Source organism: Phenylobacterium sp. (assembly GCF_041919955.1).
GTDB lineage: Bacteria > Pseudomonadota > Alphaproteobacteria > Caulobacterales > Caulobacteraceae > Phenylobacterium.
Window position 1 is genome coordinate 1 of record NZ_JAYRSU010000035.1, and the last position, 15626, is coordinate 15626.

19 protein-coding genes are annotated in these 15626 nt (G+C 71.7%); 9 read left to right on the forward strand and 10 right to left on the reverse strand.

Translation table 11 applies throughout. From position 1 onward, the window contains the following. A partial coding sequence (locus ACE3T2_RS20060) for a helix-turn-helix domain-containing protein (protein ID WP_374660658.1) occupies positions 1-362 on the forward strand: 362 nt, incomplete at its 5' end. Positions 363-447: 85 nt separating this feature from the next. Further along, positions 448-783: a hypothetical protein gene (locus ACE3T2_RS20065; RefSeq protein WP_374660660.1), complete on the forward strand. Its 336-nt coding sequence runs from the start codon at positions 448-450 to the stop codon at positions 781-783. A 3-nt stretch (positions 784-786) separates the two neighbouring features. Here the strand turns inward: ACE3T2_RS20065 and ACE3T2_RS20070 are convergent, their stop codons facing one another. Then, on the reverse strand, positions 787-1257 hold the full coding sequence (locus tag ACE3T2_RS20070) for a DUF2244 domain-containing protein (RefSeq protein ID WP_374660662.1): 471 nt from the start codon (positions 1255-1257) through the stop codon (positions 787-789). 86 nt (positions 1258-1343) lie between these two features. Between ACE3T2_RS20070 and nth the strand changes: the two genes are divergently transcribed. The 5 genes from nth (at position 1344) to ACE3T2_RS20095 (ending at position 6082) form a co-directional block, all read left to right on the forward strand. Beyond that, on the forward strand, positions 1344-2012 hold the full coding sequence (gene nth / locus ACE3T2_RS20075) for an endonuclease III (protein ID WP_374660664.1): 669 nt from the start codon (positions 1344-1346) through the stop codon (positions 2010-2012). Positions 2013-2084: 72 nt separating this feature from the next. Then, positions 2085-2996, forward strand: a complete 912-nt coding sequence (gene gcvA / locus ACE3T2_RS20080) for a transcriptional regulator GcvA (RefSeq protein ID WP_374660666.1) — start codon at positions 2085-2087, stop codon at positions 2994-2996. 90 nt (positions 2997-3086) lie between these two features. Beyond that, entirely contained in the window at positions 3087-3212 is a 126-nt protein-coding gene (locus ACE3T2_RS20085; protein ID WP_374660668.1) for a hypothetical protein, read from the forward strand. 280 nt (positions 3213-3492) lie between these two features. Further along, entirely contained in the window at positions 3493-5514 is a 2022-nt protein-coding gene (locus ACE3T2_RS20090; RefSeq protein WP_374660670.1) for a transglycosylase domain-containing protein, read from the forward strand. Positions 5515-5671: 157 nt separating this feature from the next. After that, entirely contained in the window at positions 5672-6082 is a 411-nt protein-coding gene (locus tag ACE3T2_RS20095; protein ID WP_374660672.1) for a DUF4279 domain-containing protein, read from the forward strand. Positions 6083-6089: 7 nt separating this feature from the next. On the opposite strand, the gene ACE3T2_RS20100 is transcribed toward ACE3T2_RS20095, so the two are convergent. Genes ACE3T2_RS20100 through ACE3T2_RS20115 form a run of 4 tightly spaced genes read right to left on the reverse strand, consistent with a single transcriptional unit; the run spans position 6090 to position 10561 of the window. Beyond that, on the reverse strand, positions 6090-6830 hold the full coding sequence (locus ACE3T2_RS20100) for a trans-aconitate 2-methyltransferase (protein WP_374660674.1): 741 nt from the start codon (positions 6828-6830) through the stop codon (positions 6090-6092). Positions 6831-6845: 15 nt separating this feature from the next. Continuing rightward, the gene (locus tag ACE3T2_RS20105) at positions 6846-8573 is read right to left on the reverse strand and encodes a heparinase II/III family protein (RefSeq protein ID WP_374660676.1); all 1728 of its coding nucleotides are present in this window, start codon (positions 8571-8573) and stop codon (positions 6846-6848) included. Positions 8574-8577: 4 nt separating this feature from the next. Continuing rightward, the gene (rpe, locus tag ACE3T2_RS20110; RefSeq protein ID WP_374660678.1) at positions 8578-9240 is read right to left on the reverse strand and encodes a ribulose-phosphate 3-epimerase; all 663 of its coding nucleotides are present in this window, start codon (positions 9238-9240) and stop codon (positions 8578-8580) included. Between the two features lie 37 nt (positions 9241-9277). Then, positions 9278-10561 (reverse strand): RsmB/NOP family class I SAM-dependent RNA methyltransferase, encoded by a 1284-nt coding sequence (locus tag ACE3T2_RS20115; protein WP_374660680.1) that lies wholly within the window; start codon positions 10559-10561, stop codon positions 9278-9280. Between the two features lie 106 nt (positions 10562-10667). Here ACE3T2_RS20115 and ACE3T2_RS20120 point away from each other — a divergent pair, with 106 nt between their 5' ends. Next, on the forward strand, positions 10668-12935 hold the full coding sequence (locus ACE3T2_RS20120) for an FdhF/YdeP family oxidoreductase (RefSeq protein WP_374660682.1): 2268 nt from the start codon (positions 10668-10670) through the stop codon (positions 12933-12935). 62 nt (positions 12936-12997) lie between these two features. Beyond that, positions 12998-13801, forward strand: a complete 804-nt coding sequence (gene fdhD / locus ACE3T2_RS20125) for a formate dehydrogenase accessory sulfurtransferase FdhD (protein ID WP_374660684.1) — start codon at positions 12998-13000, stop codon at positions 13799-13801. Positions 13802-13810: 9 nt separating this feature from the next. Here fdhD and ACE3T2_RS20130 read toward each other — a convergent pair whose 3' ends face one another. The 5 genes from ACE3T2_RS20130 to ACE3T2_RS20150 are packed head-to-tail and all read right to left on the reverse strand — an operon-like array spanning position 13811 to position 15551. Continuing rightward, a complete protein-coding gene (locus tag ACE3T2_RS20130) occupies positions 13811-14185 on the reverse strand; it encodes a DUF1801 domain-containing protein (protein ID WP_374660686.1) in 375 nt (124 codons plus the stop codon). A gap of 16 nt (positions 14186-14201) precedes the next feature. After that, positions 14202-14615 (reverse strand): DUF1801 domain-containing protein, encoded by a 414-nt coding sequence (locus tag ACE3T2_RS20135; RefSeq protein ID WP_374660688.1) that lies wholly within the window; start codon positions 14613-14615, stop codon positions 14202-14204. Further along, positions 14612-14806: a hypothetical protein gene (locus ACE3T2_RS20140; RefSeq protein WP_374660690.1), complete on the reverse strand. Its 195-nt coding sequence runs from the start codon at positions 14804-14806 to the stop codon at positions 14612-14614. The genes ACE3T2_RS20135 and ACE3T2_RS20140 overlap by 4 nt, the downstream gene beginning before the upstream one ends. Before the next feature lie 17 nt (positions 14807-14823). Continuing rightward, the gene (locus tag ACE3T2_RS20145) at positions 14824-15231 is read right to left on the reverse strand and encodes an SRPBCC domain-containing protein (protein ID WP_374660692.1); all 408 of its coding nucleotides are present in this window, start codon (positions 15229-15231) and stop codon (positions 14824-14826) included. After that, positions 15228-15551: an ArsR/SmtB family transcription factor gene (locus ACE3T2_RS20150; RefSeq protein WP_374660694.1), complete on the reverse strand. Its 324-nt coding sequence runs from the start codon at positions 15549-15551 to the stop codon at positions 15228-15230. The genes ACE3T2_RS20145 and ACE3T2_RS20150 overlap by 4 nt, the downstream gene beginning before the upstream one ends. Positions 15552-15626: the final 75 nt, after the last annotated feature.

Here is a 15626-nt window from a genome sequence, read left to right on the forward strand (position 1 = left end):
CGCCAGGCGAGGCCGCCGCCGTCGACTGGGCGGCCGGCCGCCTGCTGTCGGGCTCGGCCCGCTCCCTGGAGAAGCTCGCCGGCCGGGCGGGCCTGGCCCAGCGCACCTTCCAGCGCCAGTTTCGCGAGCGGATGGGCGTCAGCCCCAAGCTCTTCGCCCGCATCGCGCGCCTCGACCGGCTGATCCGCGCCCGCAACCTCGACCCGCGGGCCGACTGGCTCAGCCTGGCGATCGAGGCCGGCTATTACGACCACCAGCACATGGCGCGGGACTTCCGCGCCTTCTGCCTCGCCGGGCCGTCGGAGTTCTACGCGCTCGAGAGCGCCGCGCCGGAACGCCGCTTCGGCATCCGCGAGGCCTGACTCGAACGTTCGTCCATGACTTCGCAGGTCATTGCCTGGCGTGGCGGAAGCTTGGTCCTATCGCCGCATCGAGGGAGGCAGAACGATGAACCTATTCCGTCTTGGCCTGATGGCGGCCTGGCTGGTCCTGGCCGCCTACACGGTGGCGGTGATTTCGCGTCACGGGATGGGTCTGATCCCGATCTTCTTCGGCGACATCGCCAGGATCGGCTGGACCGGCCAGTTCAACCTCGACTTCATGTGCTTCCTGTCGCTGTCGGCGTTCTGGACCGCGTGGCGGGGCGGCTTCGCGCCGGCGTCGCTGGCCCTGGCCGTCGTCGCCTTCTTCGGCGGCGCGGGGTTCCTGCTGCCTTACCTGCTGATCCTGACCCTGCGGGCGCGGGGCGACATGCGCTCGGTCCTGCTCGGCCCGCGGGCCTGACCCCTATCCCCGCCGCGCGTCGTAGATCGCCCGTTCCAGGGCGCGGGCGAAGTCGGCGCGCTCGACGGGGCTAAGCGCCGCGGCGATGCTGGCGTGGCGGCCGGACATGGCCAGCCGCACCCCGTGGACGATGTCGTCCTCGTCGATCTCCAGCGCCACACGGGTGAAGGCGGTCGGGCTTTCCCAGACGATCTCGCTGGTCTTCGGCGTCTCACGCACCACCTTGACCGCGCGCGGGGTGACCAGCACCCGCTCGATGCGCTTGGCGGCCGCATAGCTGGCGGCGAAGGCGGCGATCACCGCCAGCACGTCCAGGCCCAGGAACACCGGCACCAGGGTCGCGCCCATCGACAGGAAGACCCCTGCGGCGATGCAGTTGAACAGGGTCACGATCGAGATGAGCACGATGAACCCCCGCTGCGAGAGCGAGCGGTTCGGGGTGATCACGGCGTCCATGTAGACGGGGCTGTCCATCGCGGGGCCGCACTTTAGTCAGGTTTTGCGCGCTGCAAAGACCGCCTCTTGGCGTAAGCGCCGACGCGGGCGATGGTCGCCCGGCCATGGCCAAGCCCGTCAAGACAAAGCGCCTCAGCCCCGCCGAGAAGGCCCGGGTCGAGGAGATATTCCACCGCTTCCTGTCGCTCAGCGACGATCCGCGCACCGAGCTGGACTACGACAGCCCCTACACCCTGGTGGTGGCCGTCGCCCTCTCGGCCCAGGCGACCGACGTTTCGGTCAACAAGGCTACGGCCAAGCTGTTCGCGGTCGCCGACACCCCGCAGAAGATGCTGGACCTGGGCGAGGAGGGGCTGATCCCCTACATCGCCTCGATCGGCCTCTACCGAACCAAGGCCAAGAACGTCATCGCCGCGGCGAAGATCATCATGGAGCAGCACGGCGGCGAGGTGCCGCTGGAGCGCGAGGCGCTGATGGCTCTGCCCGGCGTCGGGCGCAAGACCGCCAGCGTGGTGCTGAACGAGCTGCGGGTGGAGCCGGCCATCGCCGTCGACACCCACGTGTTCCGCGTCTCCCACCGCCTGGGCCTGTCGACCGGCAAGACCCCCGACCAGGTCGAGGCCGACCTGATGGCCATCGTGCCGCAGCCCTACCTGACGCGCGCCCACCACTGGCTGATCCTGCACGGCCGCTACACCTGCGTCGCCCGCAAGCCCAAGTGCGAGGAATGCCCGGTCGACGACCTCTGCCCCTCGAAGAAGCTGTTCGTCTGAGACCTTCAGATCCTCCCCCGGCTCGCCGCCCGCCCATTGCGAAACGGCCGCGGCGCGCCCTAATCCTTGGCCATGGCCAACCATCTGCCGCTCAACGCCCTGCGGGTCTTCGAGGCCTGCGCCCGCCACGGCAGCTTCCTCAGCGCCTCGGAGGAACTGGCCATCACGCCCGGCGCGGTCTCGCGGCACATCAAGGGGCTGGAGGCCGAGCTGGAGGTGCGGCTGTTCGACCGCTTCAACCGCGCGGTGCGGCTGACCGCGGCGGGCGAGCAGCTGGCGGTCGGCGTGCGCCAGGGGCTCTCGACCCTGCAGTCGGCGGTCGAGGCGGTCCGCTCGCGCCGGGACGCGCCGCTGGTGGTGACGGTGCTGCACTCGCTAGCCGCCCGCTGGCTGGTGCCGCGGCTGCACGACTTCCAGCGCCGCTATCCCGAGGTGCAGATCATGGTCGCGGCCTCCGACCTGCCCGCCGATCTGGCGCGCGACAACATCGACGTGGCGATCCGCCTGGGCAGAGGGTCCTATCCCGGCCACCACGTGACCCTGCTGTTCGACACGGTGATGACGCCGGTGTGCAGCCCCGGCTTCGTCGAAAAATACGGCCCGTTCAACCATCCCAACGACCTGATCGGCGCGCCGCTGCTGCACGATGTGCTGATGCTGCCGGAAGAGCCGGACTGGGCCGACTGGCTGGCCGCGGCCGGCGCCGACCGCGTCGATCCCAATCCGGGACCGCGCTTCTCCAACACCTATCTGGCGGTCGAGGCGGCCCTGGCCGACCGCGGCATGGCGCTGGCCCACCGCGCCATGGTGATCGACGACCTGGCCAGCGGCCGGCTGGTCCAGCCCTTCGACCTTTTGATGCCCAGCCCCTTCAGTCACTGGCTGCTGTCGCTGCCGGAAAAGGCCGAGCAGCCCAACATCCGCCGCTTCCGCGCCTGGCTGCTGGAACAGGCCCTCGCCGACGGCCTGGCCGAGCCCGTTTGACTTAAAGTCACCTGACCGGCCCTAAGCTCGTTTGTTTTGCCTAGGTTTTTTAGGCAATCTGCAGTCGTTCACCGCTGTAGGAGCCTCCCCATGACCTACACCTACGCTCAACCGATCAGCTTCGTGCGCGGCAGCGATGTGCTGCGCGAAGCGATCCTGGTGCTCGCGATCGCGATCATCGCCGCCCCGCTGGCGATCATCGCCCTGGGCGCCTAGACCCTGTCCTGATCGGCTCAATTGAGCCGATCAGGAAAGACAGGGTCGTCGTCTCTAGCTTTGAGCATTTTCTTCGCCGAACCCGCATCCACTTCAGCGGAAAATGCTCAGGGCGACCCGCTTCGGCGGACCACGCCCTGACGAGACCGGGCCGGCGCACCCCCTCTCCTCCCCCCGCGTCGGCCCGACCTCGTCCGAATTTCCGCCCGCGAGACTTCTGGCGTGCGGCTTGCAATGATCCGGCCTTGAACCTTCGCGGCGTCCCGCCGCCGATCGCCGGATGATGCCGAACACCACCGACCTGCCCGCTCTCTTCGCCCGCCTTGCCGCCAAGGCGCGCGGCGGCGTGCGCGCGATCAACTGGCCGGCCGCGGCCATCGCGGTGGTGGTCAGCGCCAATCTCGCCCTCGGCGGCTGGTTCGCCGCCGACCGCCTGTTGCTGCGCGATCTGCCCAAGGTCCCCGACAAGGAGGCGCTGTGGTCGCTTGGCCGCCCGCCCGGCGTGACTTTCGTTGGCCCCGACGGCCAGGTCGTCGGTCGTCGCGGACCGCGCCATGGCGCTCCGGCCCGCCTTTCCGAGCTGCCCTCGCACGTGCCGCTCGCCTTCCTCGCCATCGAGGACCGCCGCTTCTACCAGCACGGCGCGATGGACGCCCGCGGCGCGCTGCGCGCCCTGACCGTCAACCTGAAGGCCGGCGGCACCGTCCAGGGCGGATCGACCATCAGCCAGCAACTGGCCCGCAACCTCTTCCTGGCCCCCGACCAGACCCTGCGCCGAAAGGTGCAGGAGATCGCGCTGGCCGCGCGGCTGGAGCACATCCTGACCAAGGACGAGCTGCTCGAGCTCTATCTGAACCGCATCTATTTCGGCGAACGCGCCTATGGCCTCTCCGCCGCGGCCGAGACCTATTTCGGCAAGCGGCCTCAGGACCTGACCCTGTCGGAGGCGGCCGTCCTCGCCGCCCTGCCGCGCGCGCCGACCCGCCTGTCGCCGGCCAACGATCCCGCCGCCGCCTGGGCGCGCGGCCAGATCGTGCTGCGCCGCCTGGGCGAGATGAAGTGGATCGACCCCAAGCTCGCCGCCCAGGCCGCCGCCGGCCCGCCGCCGACGCTCGCCAATCTGGCCTCGCAGCCGGAGGGCGACATGGCCTGGGCCTTCGACGCCGCCGCGGCCGAGGCCGCCCAGCGGGTCGGCGGCGCCACGCCCGACCTCGTCGTCCAGATCACCGTCGATCCGCGGGCCCAGGCCCTGGCCGGCGACATCGTCCGCCGCACGCTCGCGCGTGAGGGCCGCCCCCGCGGCGCGCGCCAGGCGGCCTTGGTCGCGCTCGCCCCCGACGGCGCCATCCGCGCCATGATCGGCGGCGCCGACCACGAGGCCAGCCCCTTCAACCGCGTGCTCCAGGCCCATCGCCAGCCGGGCTCGGCCTTCAAGCCCATCGTCTGGGCCGCGGCGCTCGACGCCGGGGTGCGGCCGATGGACTGGCGCGAAGACGCGCCGATCCGCATCGGATCCTGGCGGCCGGCCAATTACGGCGGCGGCTATCACGGCATGATCTCGGTCCAGCGGGCGCTGCAGCTCTCGATCAACACGGTCGCCGTGCGGCTCGCGCGCGAGGCGGGCCTGGACGAGGTCGGCGACCTCGCCCGCCGCTTCGGCCTGTCGGGCGTGCCGGCCCATCCGGGCGGGTCCCTGGCGCTGGGCGCCTATGAGGTCACGCCCCTGGAACTGGCCGGCGCCTACCAGGTGCTGCAGACCGGCGGCGGCAAGACCCGCCCCTATCTGGTCGCCAGGATCACCGACGCCCGCGGCAAGACCCTCTATGAGCGGCCGCCCAGCGCCGCCGTGCCGATCTATCCGACCTACCAGGCCGCCCAGATGGTCCAGATGATGCGCGGCGTCATCCTGGCCGGCACCGGCAAGGAGGCCGCCTTCGGACGCCTGGCCGCCGGCAAGACCGGCACCAGCCAGAACCACCGCGACGCCTGGTTCGTCGGCTTCACGCCGCAGTGGCTGACCGCCGTCTGGGTCGGCAACGACGACGGCCGTCCCATGGCCCGCGTCACCGGCGGCCAGGTCCCGGCGCATATCTGGCGCGACTTCATGAGCGTGGCGCACAAGGGCCTGCCGGACGAGGAGTTCGCCTGGTTCCCGCCCCTGCCGCCGCCGCTCTATGTAGAGGAACCGGCCCCGCCCGCCCCGGTGGGCGACGCCTTCGGCCCGGTCCGCCGCAACGCCATGGCCACCGCCGCCGACCCCACCGACGCCGACCCGGTGTCCTGGGACGAGATCCCGTACTGAGGGGGTCTGCTCGGCGCGCTCGGCGTGGGGCGAGGCCGCACTATCCCCGGAGTACATGGCTGGGTAACGGACATGGCGGTACGGTCGCCGGATGAGGACGCCGCGCCCGCTTCCGCCGAAGAATGCGCCTGACGGGACGGTCTGGTTCGGCGGACCCGTGGGCTGGTTCTCCGTCGCCTTGAGCCTTGGCGGCGAGGACCTGGACCCGGCGCAGATTTCGCAGATCCTGGGGGTCGAACCTACGCGCGGCCACGCCAAGGGCGACCCTGTCGCCGGAACCGATCGCGGCGTCCGGCGCAACGGGGCGTGGAGCCGGGCGCTGAAGCCGGGCGACACCGATGAATGGGACGTGGGCGAGGTGATCCGCACCCTGCTGGCCGACTTCCCGGCGCCGGAAGAGCAATGGGCCCAGCTTCCGGCTGGCGTCTCCCGGCGTTTACGGCTGGGCCTCGAACTCGCCACCGCCAATCAGGGGCTGTCGCTGGCGCCGGACATCTGCGCCTGGCTCGGCCAGCGTGGGATCACCGTCGAGCTGGACATCTATCGCGCCGACGAACGGCCGCGATAGCGCGTCGTCACGCCACTCCCGCGATCACCACGATCTCCGGGCTCTGCGCGCTCGGCGGGCCGCCGTCGAAGTCGCCGTAGCGCTCGACGATCGTCAGGCCGGCCGCGCTCAGCAGCGCCTCCAGACCCGCCTCGTCCAGGAAGCGCAGGGTCGAGCCGCTGACCTGCGGCAGGGCGGGGTGGTCGCCGGTGAAGCTGTGGGTGAACGACACGGTCCGCCCGTCGAAGGGGGCGGTCACCCGGGTGGTGATGGTCACCGCCTCGCCGCCCGGGCCGGCGATGGTCGAGGCGTTCTCGGGCCGCCAGCGCTCCCAGGCGCGGACCGCCGGATTGCGGGTCTCGAAGGCGAAGCGGCCGTCCGGCGCCAGGGCGCGGCGCACCGCGGCCATGGCGGCGGCCAGGTCGGCGTCCTCGACCATGGCCTGGAAGGCGTGGCCGGTCATGACGATCAGGTCGAACTCGCCTTCCCAGCGGGCCGAGGCGAGGTCGCCCAGCACCCACTCGATGTCGGCGTGGCGGCGGGCGCAGGCCAGCATGCCCGGTGCGGGGTCGAGCCCGACCAGCCGCCCCGCGTGGCCCCGCGCCCGCGCGTCGGCCAGCAGCGTGCCCGTCCCGCAGCCAGCGTCCAGCACCGATCCGGCCGCCATGATCCTGGGCAGGTAGAAGTCGTAGTCGTCGCGCAGCGGGCGCGGATACCAGAGGTCGTAGAGGGCGGCGAGATAAGCGTCGTCGAACAGGCGGTCGGCCATCTCTCCGGCGCTCCCTTAAGACTTGCCGGGCGCGGCTGAGGCGAACTTCCAGCGCAGCTTGCCGCCGCTCTCGGCGCGGGCCTGGCCGTGCAGCACGATCTGCTGTGTCCGCCGCGCCTTGCCCTCCTCGAAATAGACGCTGGTCTCGATATCGGCCGAGTGGGCGTCGTTGCGCAGCCACCAGCCGTGGTGATCCTCGCCCGAGCGCAGCAGCACGCTTTTTCCGTCCCGCGCCAGGCTGGCGGCGATGTCGGGATGCACGTGGAAGCGCACCTTGTAGGGGATGAACCGGCGCCCGGCCTCGCCCAGGTCGCCGGCATGGGCCGGGACCAGCACGTCCTCGCCGCGCAGTTCGTCGGCCGCGAGGTCCAGATAGAGCCGCCGCTCGTGGCGCAGGCCGAAGCGGCGCACCCAGCCGTCGTGGGCCAGGTCCAGCCACACCGCCTGCTCGGCCTCATGGCGCGTCGCCTCGACGTGGCGGTAGGCGCCGATCAGCCTCGGGCCCAGCGCGCGGGCGCGGAATCCGCGCAGCGGCTCGCCGCAGGGCTCGTCCGACAGCGACAGGGTCGAGGAGGCGTCGACCAGCCGCAGCGCCGGCGGGCCGGCCGCTTCTGGCGACCAGGCGCTGGCGGCGATCATCCGCCGGCCTTCGGCCAGGATCTCCATGGCCAGCGGCTGTGCGCACGCCGTCACGCTCCAGGGGCCCTGGGCCGGGGCGGCGGCGTCGGCCACCACCTGCAGGCTGGCGCTCTCCATGCGGTGATAGCCGTTGCGCGAGGCCGGCGGTTTGCCCGCGGCCGGGTCGGCGCTGGCGCGGGCGGCGGCGACATAGCGGCGGGCGGCGGCCTCTCCGCCCTGCAGCTCGGGCAGGGCGCCGTCGGCCAGGGTGAAGAACCGCACCGCCCCGGCCAGACGGTCGATGGCCCGCAGCGCCTCGTCGGGGGTCGGCCAGCCGCGCTTGGCCAGGGTCTCGTCGAGGATGCGCAGGTCCAGCAGCAGCTCCAGCGCGGCGCGCGGACAGCGGCTGGCGTGGCCGCCGTCGGGCGCCACGGTCTCGGGAAGGGCGCGGGCCAGGCGCGCCAGCCCCCGGTCGGTCAGCCGCTCGCCCGCCTCCCCGGTCAGGGCCGCCCCGGCGATCGCGGCCACGCAGGCCCGCTCGGCCCGGCGCGCCGGGCCGTCCTGCAGGCTGACCAGGTGGCGGGCCTGGCGGGCGAGGTCGAGGGCGATCAGCCCGCTCTCCATGTCCGAGGCGCCCGCGCAGATCGCCCGCGCGCCGCAGGCCAGGTGCAGCACCCGCCGCTCCAGCACCTCGGGGCTCCAGGCGAACGCGTTCCAGCGGCCGAACAGCGCCCGCCAGTCCAGGGTCAGGCGCAAGGCCTCGCCCGCGCCCGCCTCGCCCGCCGCCAGCAGGTCGCGCATCCAGTCGAAGCCATGCAGGCCGAGCGCAAAGCCGTGGCTGGGGCTGGGCCGGTCCCAGGGGTCGCCGCGCGCCCCGACCTCCATGACCACGCCGGAAAAGACGTATCGCCCGGCCAGGATGCGCCGCCCGGCCTCCGGGTCGGCGGGACGCAGGTCCTGGGGGGCGGAGGCGGCCAGCCCCTCGGGGCGCGGCCGGGCCAGCAGGGCGCGGTGCATGGGCGAGCCGGCCCAGTCCTGGCGCGCCTGCCGCAGCAGCCCGTGCAGCAGCGCCTGGCCCCAGAGGGCCGCCGGATGATCAGAGATCGCCGGGGGCGCGGCCGCCACCCGATCAGCCGCCCTTCAGCGCGCGGATGTTGTCGGCGTACTTGCTGGGGCCGCCCTTGAAGACGGCGGTGCCGGCGACCAGGGCCGTGGCGCCGGCCGCGACGCACAGGGGCGCGGTCTCCGGGGTCACGCCGCCGTCGACCTCCAGCTCGATGGGCTTGCCGCTGGCGTCGATCATCTTCCGCAGCGCCTCGATCTTGCGCAGCTGCGAGTGCATGAACTTCTGGCCGCCGAAGCCGGGATTGATCGACATCACCAGGATCAGGTCGATCTCGTCCATCATCCACTGGATGACGCTGGGATCGGTCGACGGGTTGAACACCACGCCGGCCTTGGCGCCCAGCTCGCGGATGCGCTTCAGGGTGCGGTTCAGGTGCGGCCCGGCCTCGGGGTGCACGCTGATATAGTCGGCGCCCGCCTCGCGGAAGGCCTCCAGATAGGGGTCGGCCGGGGCGATCATCAGGTGCACGTCGAACGGGATCTTGGCGTGCGGGCGCAGGGCTTTGACGATGTCGGGGCCGAGCGTGATGTTCGGCACGAAGTGGCCGTCCATGACGTCCACATGCACCCAGTCGGCGCCGGCCGCCTCGATGGCGGCGACTTCTTCGCCCAGCTTGGCGAAGTCGGACGCCAGGATGGACGGGGCGATGATCGGAGCGGTGGTCATGGGGCAGGCTTAGCCAAGGCAGGGAGTGGGGACAAGGTCAGGATTCGCGTTTCAGGCGAGCGGCGTAGAAGCCGTCCTGCCCGCCGGCGCGGTGATGCGGCAGCAGGCGCAGGGTTCCGTCGGGACGCAGGCTGGCCTCCGGGGCGCCGCCCTCGCCCGGCGCGGCCGGGGCCAGGGTGAAGTCCTTGCGGCGGGCCAGGAAGGCGGCGATCTGGGCCTCGCCCTCCTCCGGCTCCAGCGAGCAGACGCAGTAGACCAGCCTCCCGCCCGGCTTCACCCGCTCGGCGGCGGAATCCAGCAGCCGGCTCTGCACGCCGGCCAGGGCGGCGATGTCGCTCGGGCGCGCCGCCCACAGCACGTCGGGATGGCGGCGATAGGTGCCGGTGGCGCTGCACGGGGCGTCCAGCAGCACCGCATCGAAGGTCCTCGTGTCGGCCCAATCGCCGGCGTCGGCCGTGACGCTCTCGGCGGTCAGGCCCATGCGGGTCATGTTCTCGGCGACCCGCGTCAGCCGCGCGGCCGAGCGGTCGACCGCGACCACCCCCGCCCCCGCAGCGGCCAGCTGCAGGGTCTTGCCGCCGGGCGCGGCGCAGAGGTCGAGGGCGCTTTCGTCGGGCTTCACGTCCAGAAGTCGGGCCGGGATCGCCGCGCTGGCGTCCTGCACCCACCAGGCGCCCTCGTCATAGGCGGGCCAGGCGGCGACGTCGCCCTTGCGCGCGGTGCGCAGGCTCGGGCCGGGCAGGATCTCGGCTTCCAGCTCGCCGGCCAGCCGTTCGGCCTGCGCGGGGTCCTTCAGCGACAGGTCGGTGGCCGGCTCCTCGGCGATCAGGGCGGCCATGGCGCTCGCCGCCTCGGCCCCGAACGCCGCGCTCCAGCGGGCGTAGAGCCAGGGCGGGCAGAGGCTTTCGGGATCGTCCAGCTTCGGCGGCTCGCGCAGCAGGCCGCGCAGCACCCCGTTGACCAGCCCCTTGAAGGCCCGGGTCGAGGAATGGCTGGCCGCCAGGTCGACGCTGGTGGTCACCGCCGCGAAGGCCGGCGTATCCATCAGGAAGGCCTGGGTCACGCCGATCCGCAGGATGTTGCGCACAGCCTCGGGCGGGGGCTTGGCCAGCCGTCCGTCGAGGGCCAGTTCGATCGGCCCCAGCCGGCGCAGGGTGGCCATGGCCAGCGCCATGGCGAAACCGCGGTCGCGGGGCTCCAGGTTGCGGAATCCCGGCCGGCTCAGGGCTTCTTCCACGCCGGCGCGCCGCGTCAGGGCGGAGGAGACGATGTCGATGGCCGCCCGCCGCGCAGGCAGGCCGATTTCGCGTTCTTCGGTCACGCGGCGGGCGTGCCCTTAATGCGGCGGCGGCGCAAGCGCCATTGTGTCTGGAGCGCCGCCTCCGGGCGTGGTTCTCTTGACGCTCGAGTTTCGAGGAGCGTTCGGCATGTCGCAGGACAAGGGCCGGTACAAGACCTACAACCACCCGGCCGGCGGCTGGGGCGCAGCCGCCGCCACCGCCAAGGTGCTGATGGAGCAGAGCGTCGTCACCAAGGGCTCGCGCGCCCTGCTGGCGATGAACCAGCCGGGCGGTTTCAAGTGCCCCAGCTGCGCCTTCCCCGACGCCGAGTGCAAGAAGACCCTGGAATTCTGCGAGAACGGGGTGAAGGCCCTGGCGCACGAGGCGACCAAATTCCGCGTCACCCGCGAGTTCTTCGCAAAGCACACCGTCGCCGAGCTGATGGAGCAGTCGGACTACTGGCTGGAGATGCAGGGCCGCCTGACCGAGCCCATGCGCTACGACGCCGCCAGCGACCGCTACGTCCCCTGCAGCTGGGACGAGGCCTTCGCCCTGATCGGCCGTCATCTCCGGGCGCTGGAAAGCCCGCACGAGGCCGAGTTCTACACCTCGGGCCGCACGCCCAACGAGGCGGCCTTCCTCTATTCGGTGTTCGTGCGCGAGTTCGGGACCAACAATTTCCCCGACTGCTCGAACATGTGCCACGAGCCGACTAGCCGAGGCCTGCCGCCCTCGATCGGGGTCGGCAAGGGCACGGTGGTGCTGGACGACTTCGAGCACGCCCAGGCGATCTTCATCATCGGCCAGAACACCGGCACCAATTCGCCGCGCATGATGACCAACCTGGTCGAGGCGCGCAGGCGCGGCGTGCCGATCGTGGCGGTCAACCCGATGCCGGAGCGGGCGCTGATCCGCTTCACCGAGCCGCAGGACCCGGTCCAGATGGCGACCTTCGGCTCGACGCCGATCGCCAGCGAGTTCGTGCACATCGCCATCGGCGGCGACCTCGCCTTCCTGAAGGGGATGATGAAGGCGATGTTCGAGCGCGAGGCGGCCGGCGAGCGCGTCCTCGATCACGACTTCATCGACGAGCACACCGTGGGCCTCGACGCCCTGCGCGCCGACATCGAGACCTTGATCTGGCCCGAGATCGTCGCCGCCGCCGGCGTCAGCGAGGCGCAGATCCGGCGCTGCGCGGACATCTATGTCGGCTCGCCGGCCACCATCGTCTGCTACGGCATGGGGATCACCCAGCACCAGCAGGGCTCGCGCCTGGTGCAGCAGCTCGCCAACCTCCTGATGCTGCGCGGCAATTTCGGCAAGCCGGGGGCCGGGATAGCTCCGATCCGCGGCCATTCCAACGTCCAGGGCGACCGCACGGTCGGCATCGACGAGCGTCCGTCGCCCGCCTATCTCGACCGCCTGGCCGAAGTCTTCGGCTTCACGCCGCCGCGCGAACACGGCCATCACACGGTGGAGTCGGTGCAGGCCATGGAGGCCGGGACCGCCAAGGTGTTCATCGGCCTGGGCGGCAACTTCGTGCGCGCCATCCCCGACACCGACCGCGCCTACCAGGCGATGCGCAAGCTGGCCCTGACCGTCGGCATCGCCACCAAGCTCAACCGCGGCCACCTGGTCCACGGACGCGAGGCGCTGATCCTGCCGGTGGTCGCCCGGTCCGAGGCGATCCGCACCAAGGCCGGCGAGCAGTTCGTGACCATCGAGGACGCCATGTCCAACGTCACCGCCTCGCGCGGGGTGCTGGAGCCGGCCGCCGAGGGCCTCATGCCCGAGGTCGAGATCGTCTGCCGCATGGCCATGGCGGCCCTGCCGGCCAGCAAGGTCGACTGGGCCCGCTACATCGACGACTACGGCGCCATCCGCGATGCGATCGCGCAGGTCTATCCCGAGATCTATGCGGACTTCTCCCGGCGGATCGAGGGGCCGAAGGGCTTCCACCTCGACATCCCGCCCCGCCGCCGCGTCTGGCCGACGGCGAACGGCAAGGCCAACTTCCTGGTGCTGGAGGGGCTGGCCGCCAACGCGCCGGTGGCCGACCCAGCTATGCTGCGCCTGGCCACGGTGCGCTCGCACGACCAGTTCAACACCACGATCTACAGCTACAACGACCGCTATCGCGGCGTGTACGGCGACCGCATGGTGCTGTTCATGAACGCGCAGGACCGCGAGGAGCGCGGCCTGGCCAACGAGGCCAGGGTGGCGGTCGAGACCATCGCGGGCGACGGCGTGACCCGGCGGGTCGAGGGGCTGACCGTCCTCGACTATCCCATGCCCCGCGGCGCGGTGGCCGGCTACTACCCCGAGCTCAATCCCCTGCTGCCGCTGGAATATTACGACAAGCTCAGCGGCACGCCGGCGGCCAAGTCGATCCCCGTGCGGGTCGTCGCGCTGTAGGGGCGAGCGGTGCAATCCCCAACTTCGGCCTTCGCCGGGATGACCGGAATGGGGAAGGACAGATGACGCTCCCCGTCGCCCCCCTCCCCCGCCTGCGCTGGACCCCCGGCGGGGGCGCGCAGGACGGGACGCGGCAGGCCGCCGAGGAGGTTCCGGTCGCCCTGGTCCATGACGGCTCGACCACCGCGGTGATGATGGCCACCCCCGCCGACCTCGAGGACTTCGCCGCCGGCTTCTCGCTCTCCGAAGGCGTGGTCGGCGCCCTCTCCGACATCCGCGAGATCGAGGTAGCGGAAAGCGAGCTGGGCCTGGAGGTCCGCGTCTGGCTTCACGCGCCGCAAGCCGCGCGCCTGGCGGCCCGCCGCCGGCGCCTGGCCGGCCCCACTGGCTGCGGCCTCTGCGGGGTCGAGAGCCTGGAAGAAGCGATGCGGCCGGTCGCGCTGGTCCCTGCCTCGGATTTCAAGGTCCCTGCCTCGGAACTGCTGGCGGCCCTGGCCGGCCTGGCCGACCAACAGCCGCTGGGCCAGGCGACCCGCGCCGTCCACGCCGCCGGACTCTGGCGCGGCGGGGCCCTGGCCGCCGTGCGCGAGGACGTCGGCCGCCACAATGCGCTGGACAAGCTGGTCGGGGCCGCGGCCCGCCAGCGCCTGGCGACGTCGCAGGGCGTGCTGCTGCTGACCAGCCGCGTCTCGGTGGAAATGGTCCAGAAGGCCGCCGTCCTGGGCGCCCCGGTGCTGTGCGCGATCTCCGCCCCCACCGCCCTGGCGGTCCGCACCGCGCGAGAGGCCGGCCTCACCCTCGTCGCCGTCGCCCGCGCCGACGGCCTGGAGGTCTTCAGCCATCCGGAGCGGATCGGGTTCGAGTGAGCGGGGGCCCTACTTTTTCTTCCCCGCATTCAGCTCCGCCGCGGCCTTGACCAGGGCGGAGAGCGCGGCGGCGTCGATCGCCTCGCCCTCGCGGATGTCGATGGCCCGCCGGGTGTTTCCCTCCAGGCTGGAATTGAACAGGCCCGCAGGATCGGGCAGGGCCGCGCCCTTGGCGAAGGTCAGCTTGACGGCGGCCTTGTAGGTCTCGCCGGTGCAGATCATCCCGCCCTGCTCCCAGACCGGCGTGCCGCGCCACTTCCAGGTTTCCTCGACGCCCGGCAGGGCCTCGTGGATAATCGCCCGCACCCGGGCCAGGGTTGCCCCGCGCCAGTCGCCCAGCGAGGCGATGCGCTCGTCGATCAGCTTGGCCGCTTCGCTCGTCATCGTCCGTCCTGTCGCCTCAGAGTGTCTCGCCGGGCAGGCGCGCGGCCTGCCTGATCCAGTCGCTGAACTGCGCCTCGTCCAGCCCGCCCTCGCGGATGTCGAGGTAGCGCACGTCCGGGTGCTTGGATTTTCCCGGCGGGACGGGCTTTAGCGAAGCCCCGCGGAAGAAGGTCACCTTCACGTATTTCTCGAAGCAGTGATGGCTGGCGAACCAGCCCTCCGCACCGGGCGCGCCATAGAACGGCGAGTTCCACTTCACCGCCTTGCGTACGCCCGGAACCGCCTGCCCGATCAGCTCGTCCAGCCGCTCGCCCAGCGGCCGCTTCCAGCCCGGCATGGCGGCGATATAGGCCGCGACGGGCGCCTCCCCCTCGCCCTTGGGGATCTGCGGATTGCCGCCGGACAGCAGCCTGGGCGCCTCGCCGCTCATTTTCCGCGCCGCATGTACGGCAGGGCGAACATGTAGAGCCCCGTCGCCAGCATCAGGAACAGCGGCGGCAGCGGCGAGTACACGATCCACGGCGGCGGCTCGCCCAGCCCCATGGCGACGAAATTGGCGATCACCGCCGCCGTGAAGACGATGGAGAGCCAGCGGTGGGTCTGTCGGATCCAGGTGCTCATGGGGTCGTCCTCCAGGCTCAATCCAGACGCGCCAGGGTCTGTTCCAGCCCGTCGAAGAACCGCGGCCAGCCGGCCATGGCGCCGCGATAGGCCTGTTCCTGCTCGGGCTTGAACCCGACCTGCTCCATGCGCAGCCGCGTGCCGGCGGCGGTGGGGGTCAGGGTCCAGGTGACCACGCTCTCCAGCCCCATTCCGTTCCAGGTGTAGGCCAGCGAACGCTGCGGCTCGACCTCCAGCACCTCGCAGTCCAGGGCGCCCCACTGGGCCTCGAACCTGAAGCCGCGGCCGACCTGAGGGCTGAAGTCGCTCTTCATCAGCCATTCCTCCATCAGGTGCGGCTGGGTCAGGGCCCGCCACAGCTTCTCGGCCGGGAACGGCATCTCGCGCTCGACCACGACCGAGCGGACGTCGACAGCAGTGTTCATTGGTCCATTCTCCTCAGCAGGGTCTCCAGGGCGTCGAACCGCCCTTGCCAGAACCCCTCCATTTCCCGGGTCCAATCGACCAGCGGCGCCAGGGCGCCGACCTGGGCGGAATAGAAGGTCTGCCGGCCCTCCTGCCGGTCGACCGCCAGTCCCGCCGCCCGCAGCGCGGCCAGGTGCTTCGAAACCGCCGGCTGCGACACCCCCGCCGCCGCCGTCAGCGCTCCCACGCTCTGCTCCCCCTCGCGGCACAGCCGCTCGAAAATGGCCCGCCGCGTCGGGTCGGCCAGTGTCCGGAACAGGGCGTCGTGGGTGGTCTGCATCGATAACCCGTCAGTTATAGGATGACGCATAACTGATGGGTTATGGGTTGGTCAAGGGGTGTTGGCGCGGCGCCC

Excerpts from the sequence above, each read along its gene's own strand:
- nth (WP_374660664.1), top strand. The coding sequence starts at position 1,344 with ATGGCCAAGCCCGTCAAGACAAAGCGCCTCAGCCCCGCCGAGAAGGCC.
- ACE3T2_RS20090 (WP_374660670.1), top strand. The coding sequence starts at position 3,493 with ATGATGCCGAACACCACCGACCTGCCCGCTCTCTTCGCCCGCCTTGCC.
- ACE3T2_RS20065 (WP_374660660.1), top strand. The coding sequence starts at position 448 with ATGAACCTATTCCGTCTTGGCCTGATGGCGGCCTGGCTGGTCCTGGCC.
- ACE3T2_RS20120 (WP_374660682.1), top strand. The coding sequence starts at position 10,668 with ATGTCGCAGGACAAGGGCCGGTACAAGACCTACAACCACCCGGCCGGC.
- ACE3T2_RS20100 (WP_374660674.1), bottom strand. The coding sequence starts at position 6,830 with ATGGCCGACCGCCTGTTCGACGACGCTTATCTCGCCGCCCTCTACGAC.
- rpe (WP_374660678.1), bottom strand. The coding sequence starts at position 9,240 with ATGACCACCGCTCCGATCATCGCCCCGTCCATCCTGGCGTCCGACTTC.
- ACE3T2_RS20130 (WP_374660686.1), bottom strand. The coding sequence starts at position 14,185 with ATGACGAGCGAAGCGGCCAAGCTGATCGACGAGCGCATCGCCTCGCTG.
- ACE3T2_RS20150 (WP_374660694.1), bottom strand. The coding sequence starts at position 15,551 with ATGCAGACCACCCACGACGCCCTGTTCCGGACACTGGCCGACCCGACG.
- ACE3T2_RS20145 (WP_374660692.1), bottom strand. The coding sequence starts at position 15,231 with ATGAACACTGCTGTCGACGTCCGCTCGGTCGTGGTCGAGCGCGAGATG.
- fdhD (WP_374660684.1), top strand. The coding sequence starts at position 12,998 with ATGACGCTCCCCGTCGCCCCCCTCCCCCGCCTGCGCTGGACCCCCGGC.
- ACE3T2_RS20070 (WP_374660662.1), bottom strand. The coding sequence starts at position 1,257 with ATGGACAGCCCCGTCTACATGGACGCCGTGATCACCCCGAACCGCTCG.
- ACE3T2_RS20140 (WP_374660690.1), bottom strand. The coding sequence starts at position 14,806 with ATGAGCACCTGGATCCGACAGACCCACCGCTGGCTCTCCATCGTCTTC.
- ACE3T2_RS20135 (WP_374660688.1), bottom strand. The coding sequence starts at position 14,615 with ATGAGCGGCGAGGCGCCCAGGCTGCTGTCCGGCGGCAATCCGCAGATC.
- gcvA (WP_374660666.1), top strand. The coding sequence starts at position 2,085 with ATGGCCAACCATCTGCCGCTCAACGCCCTGCGGGTCTTCGAGGCCTGC.
- ACE3T2_RS20085 (WP_374660668.1), top strand. The coding sequence starts at position 3,087 with ATGACCTACACCTACGCTCAACCGATCAGCTTCGTGCGCGGCAGCGAT.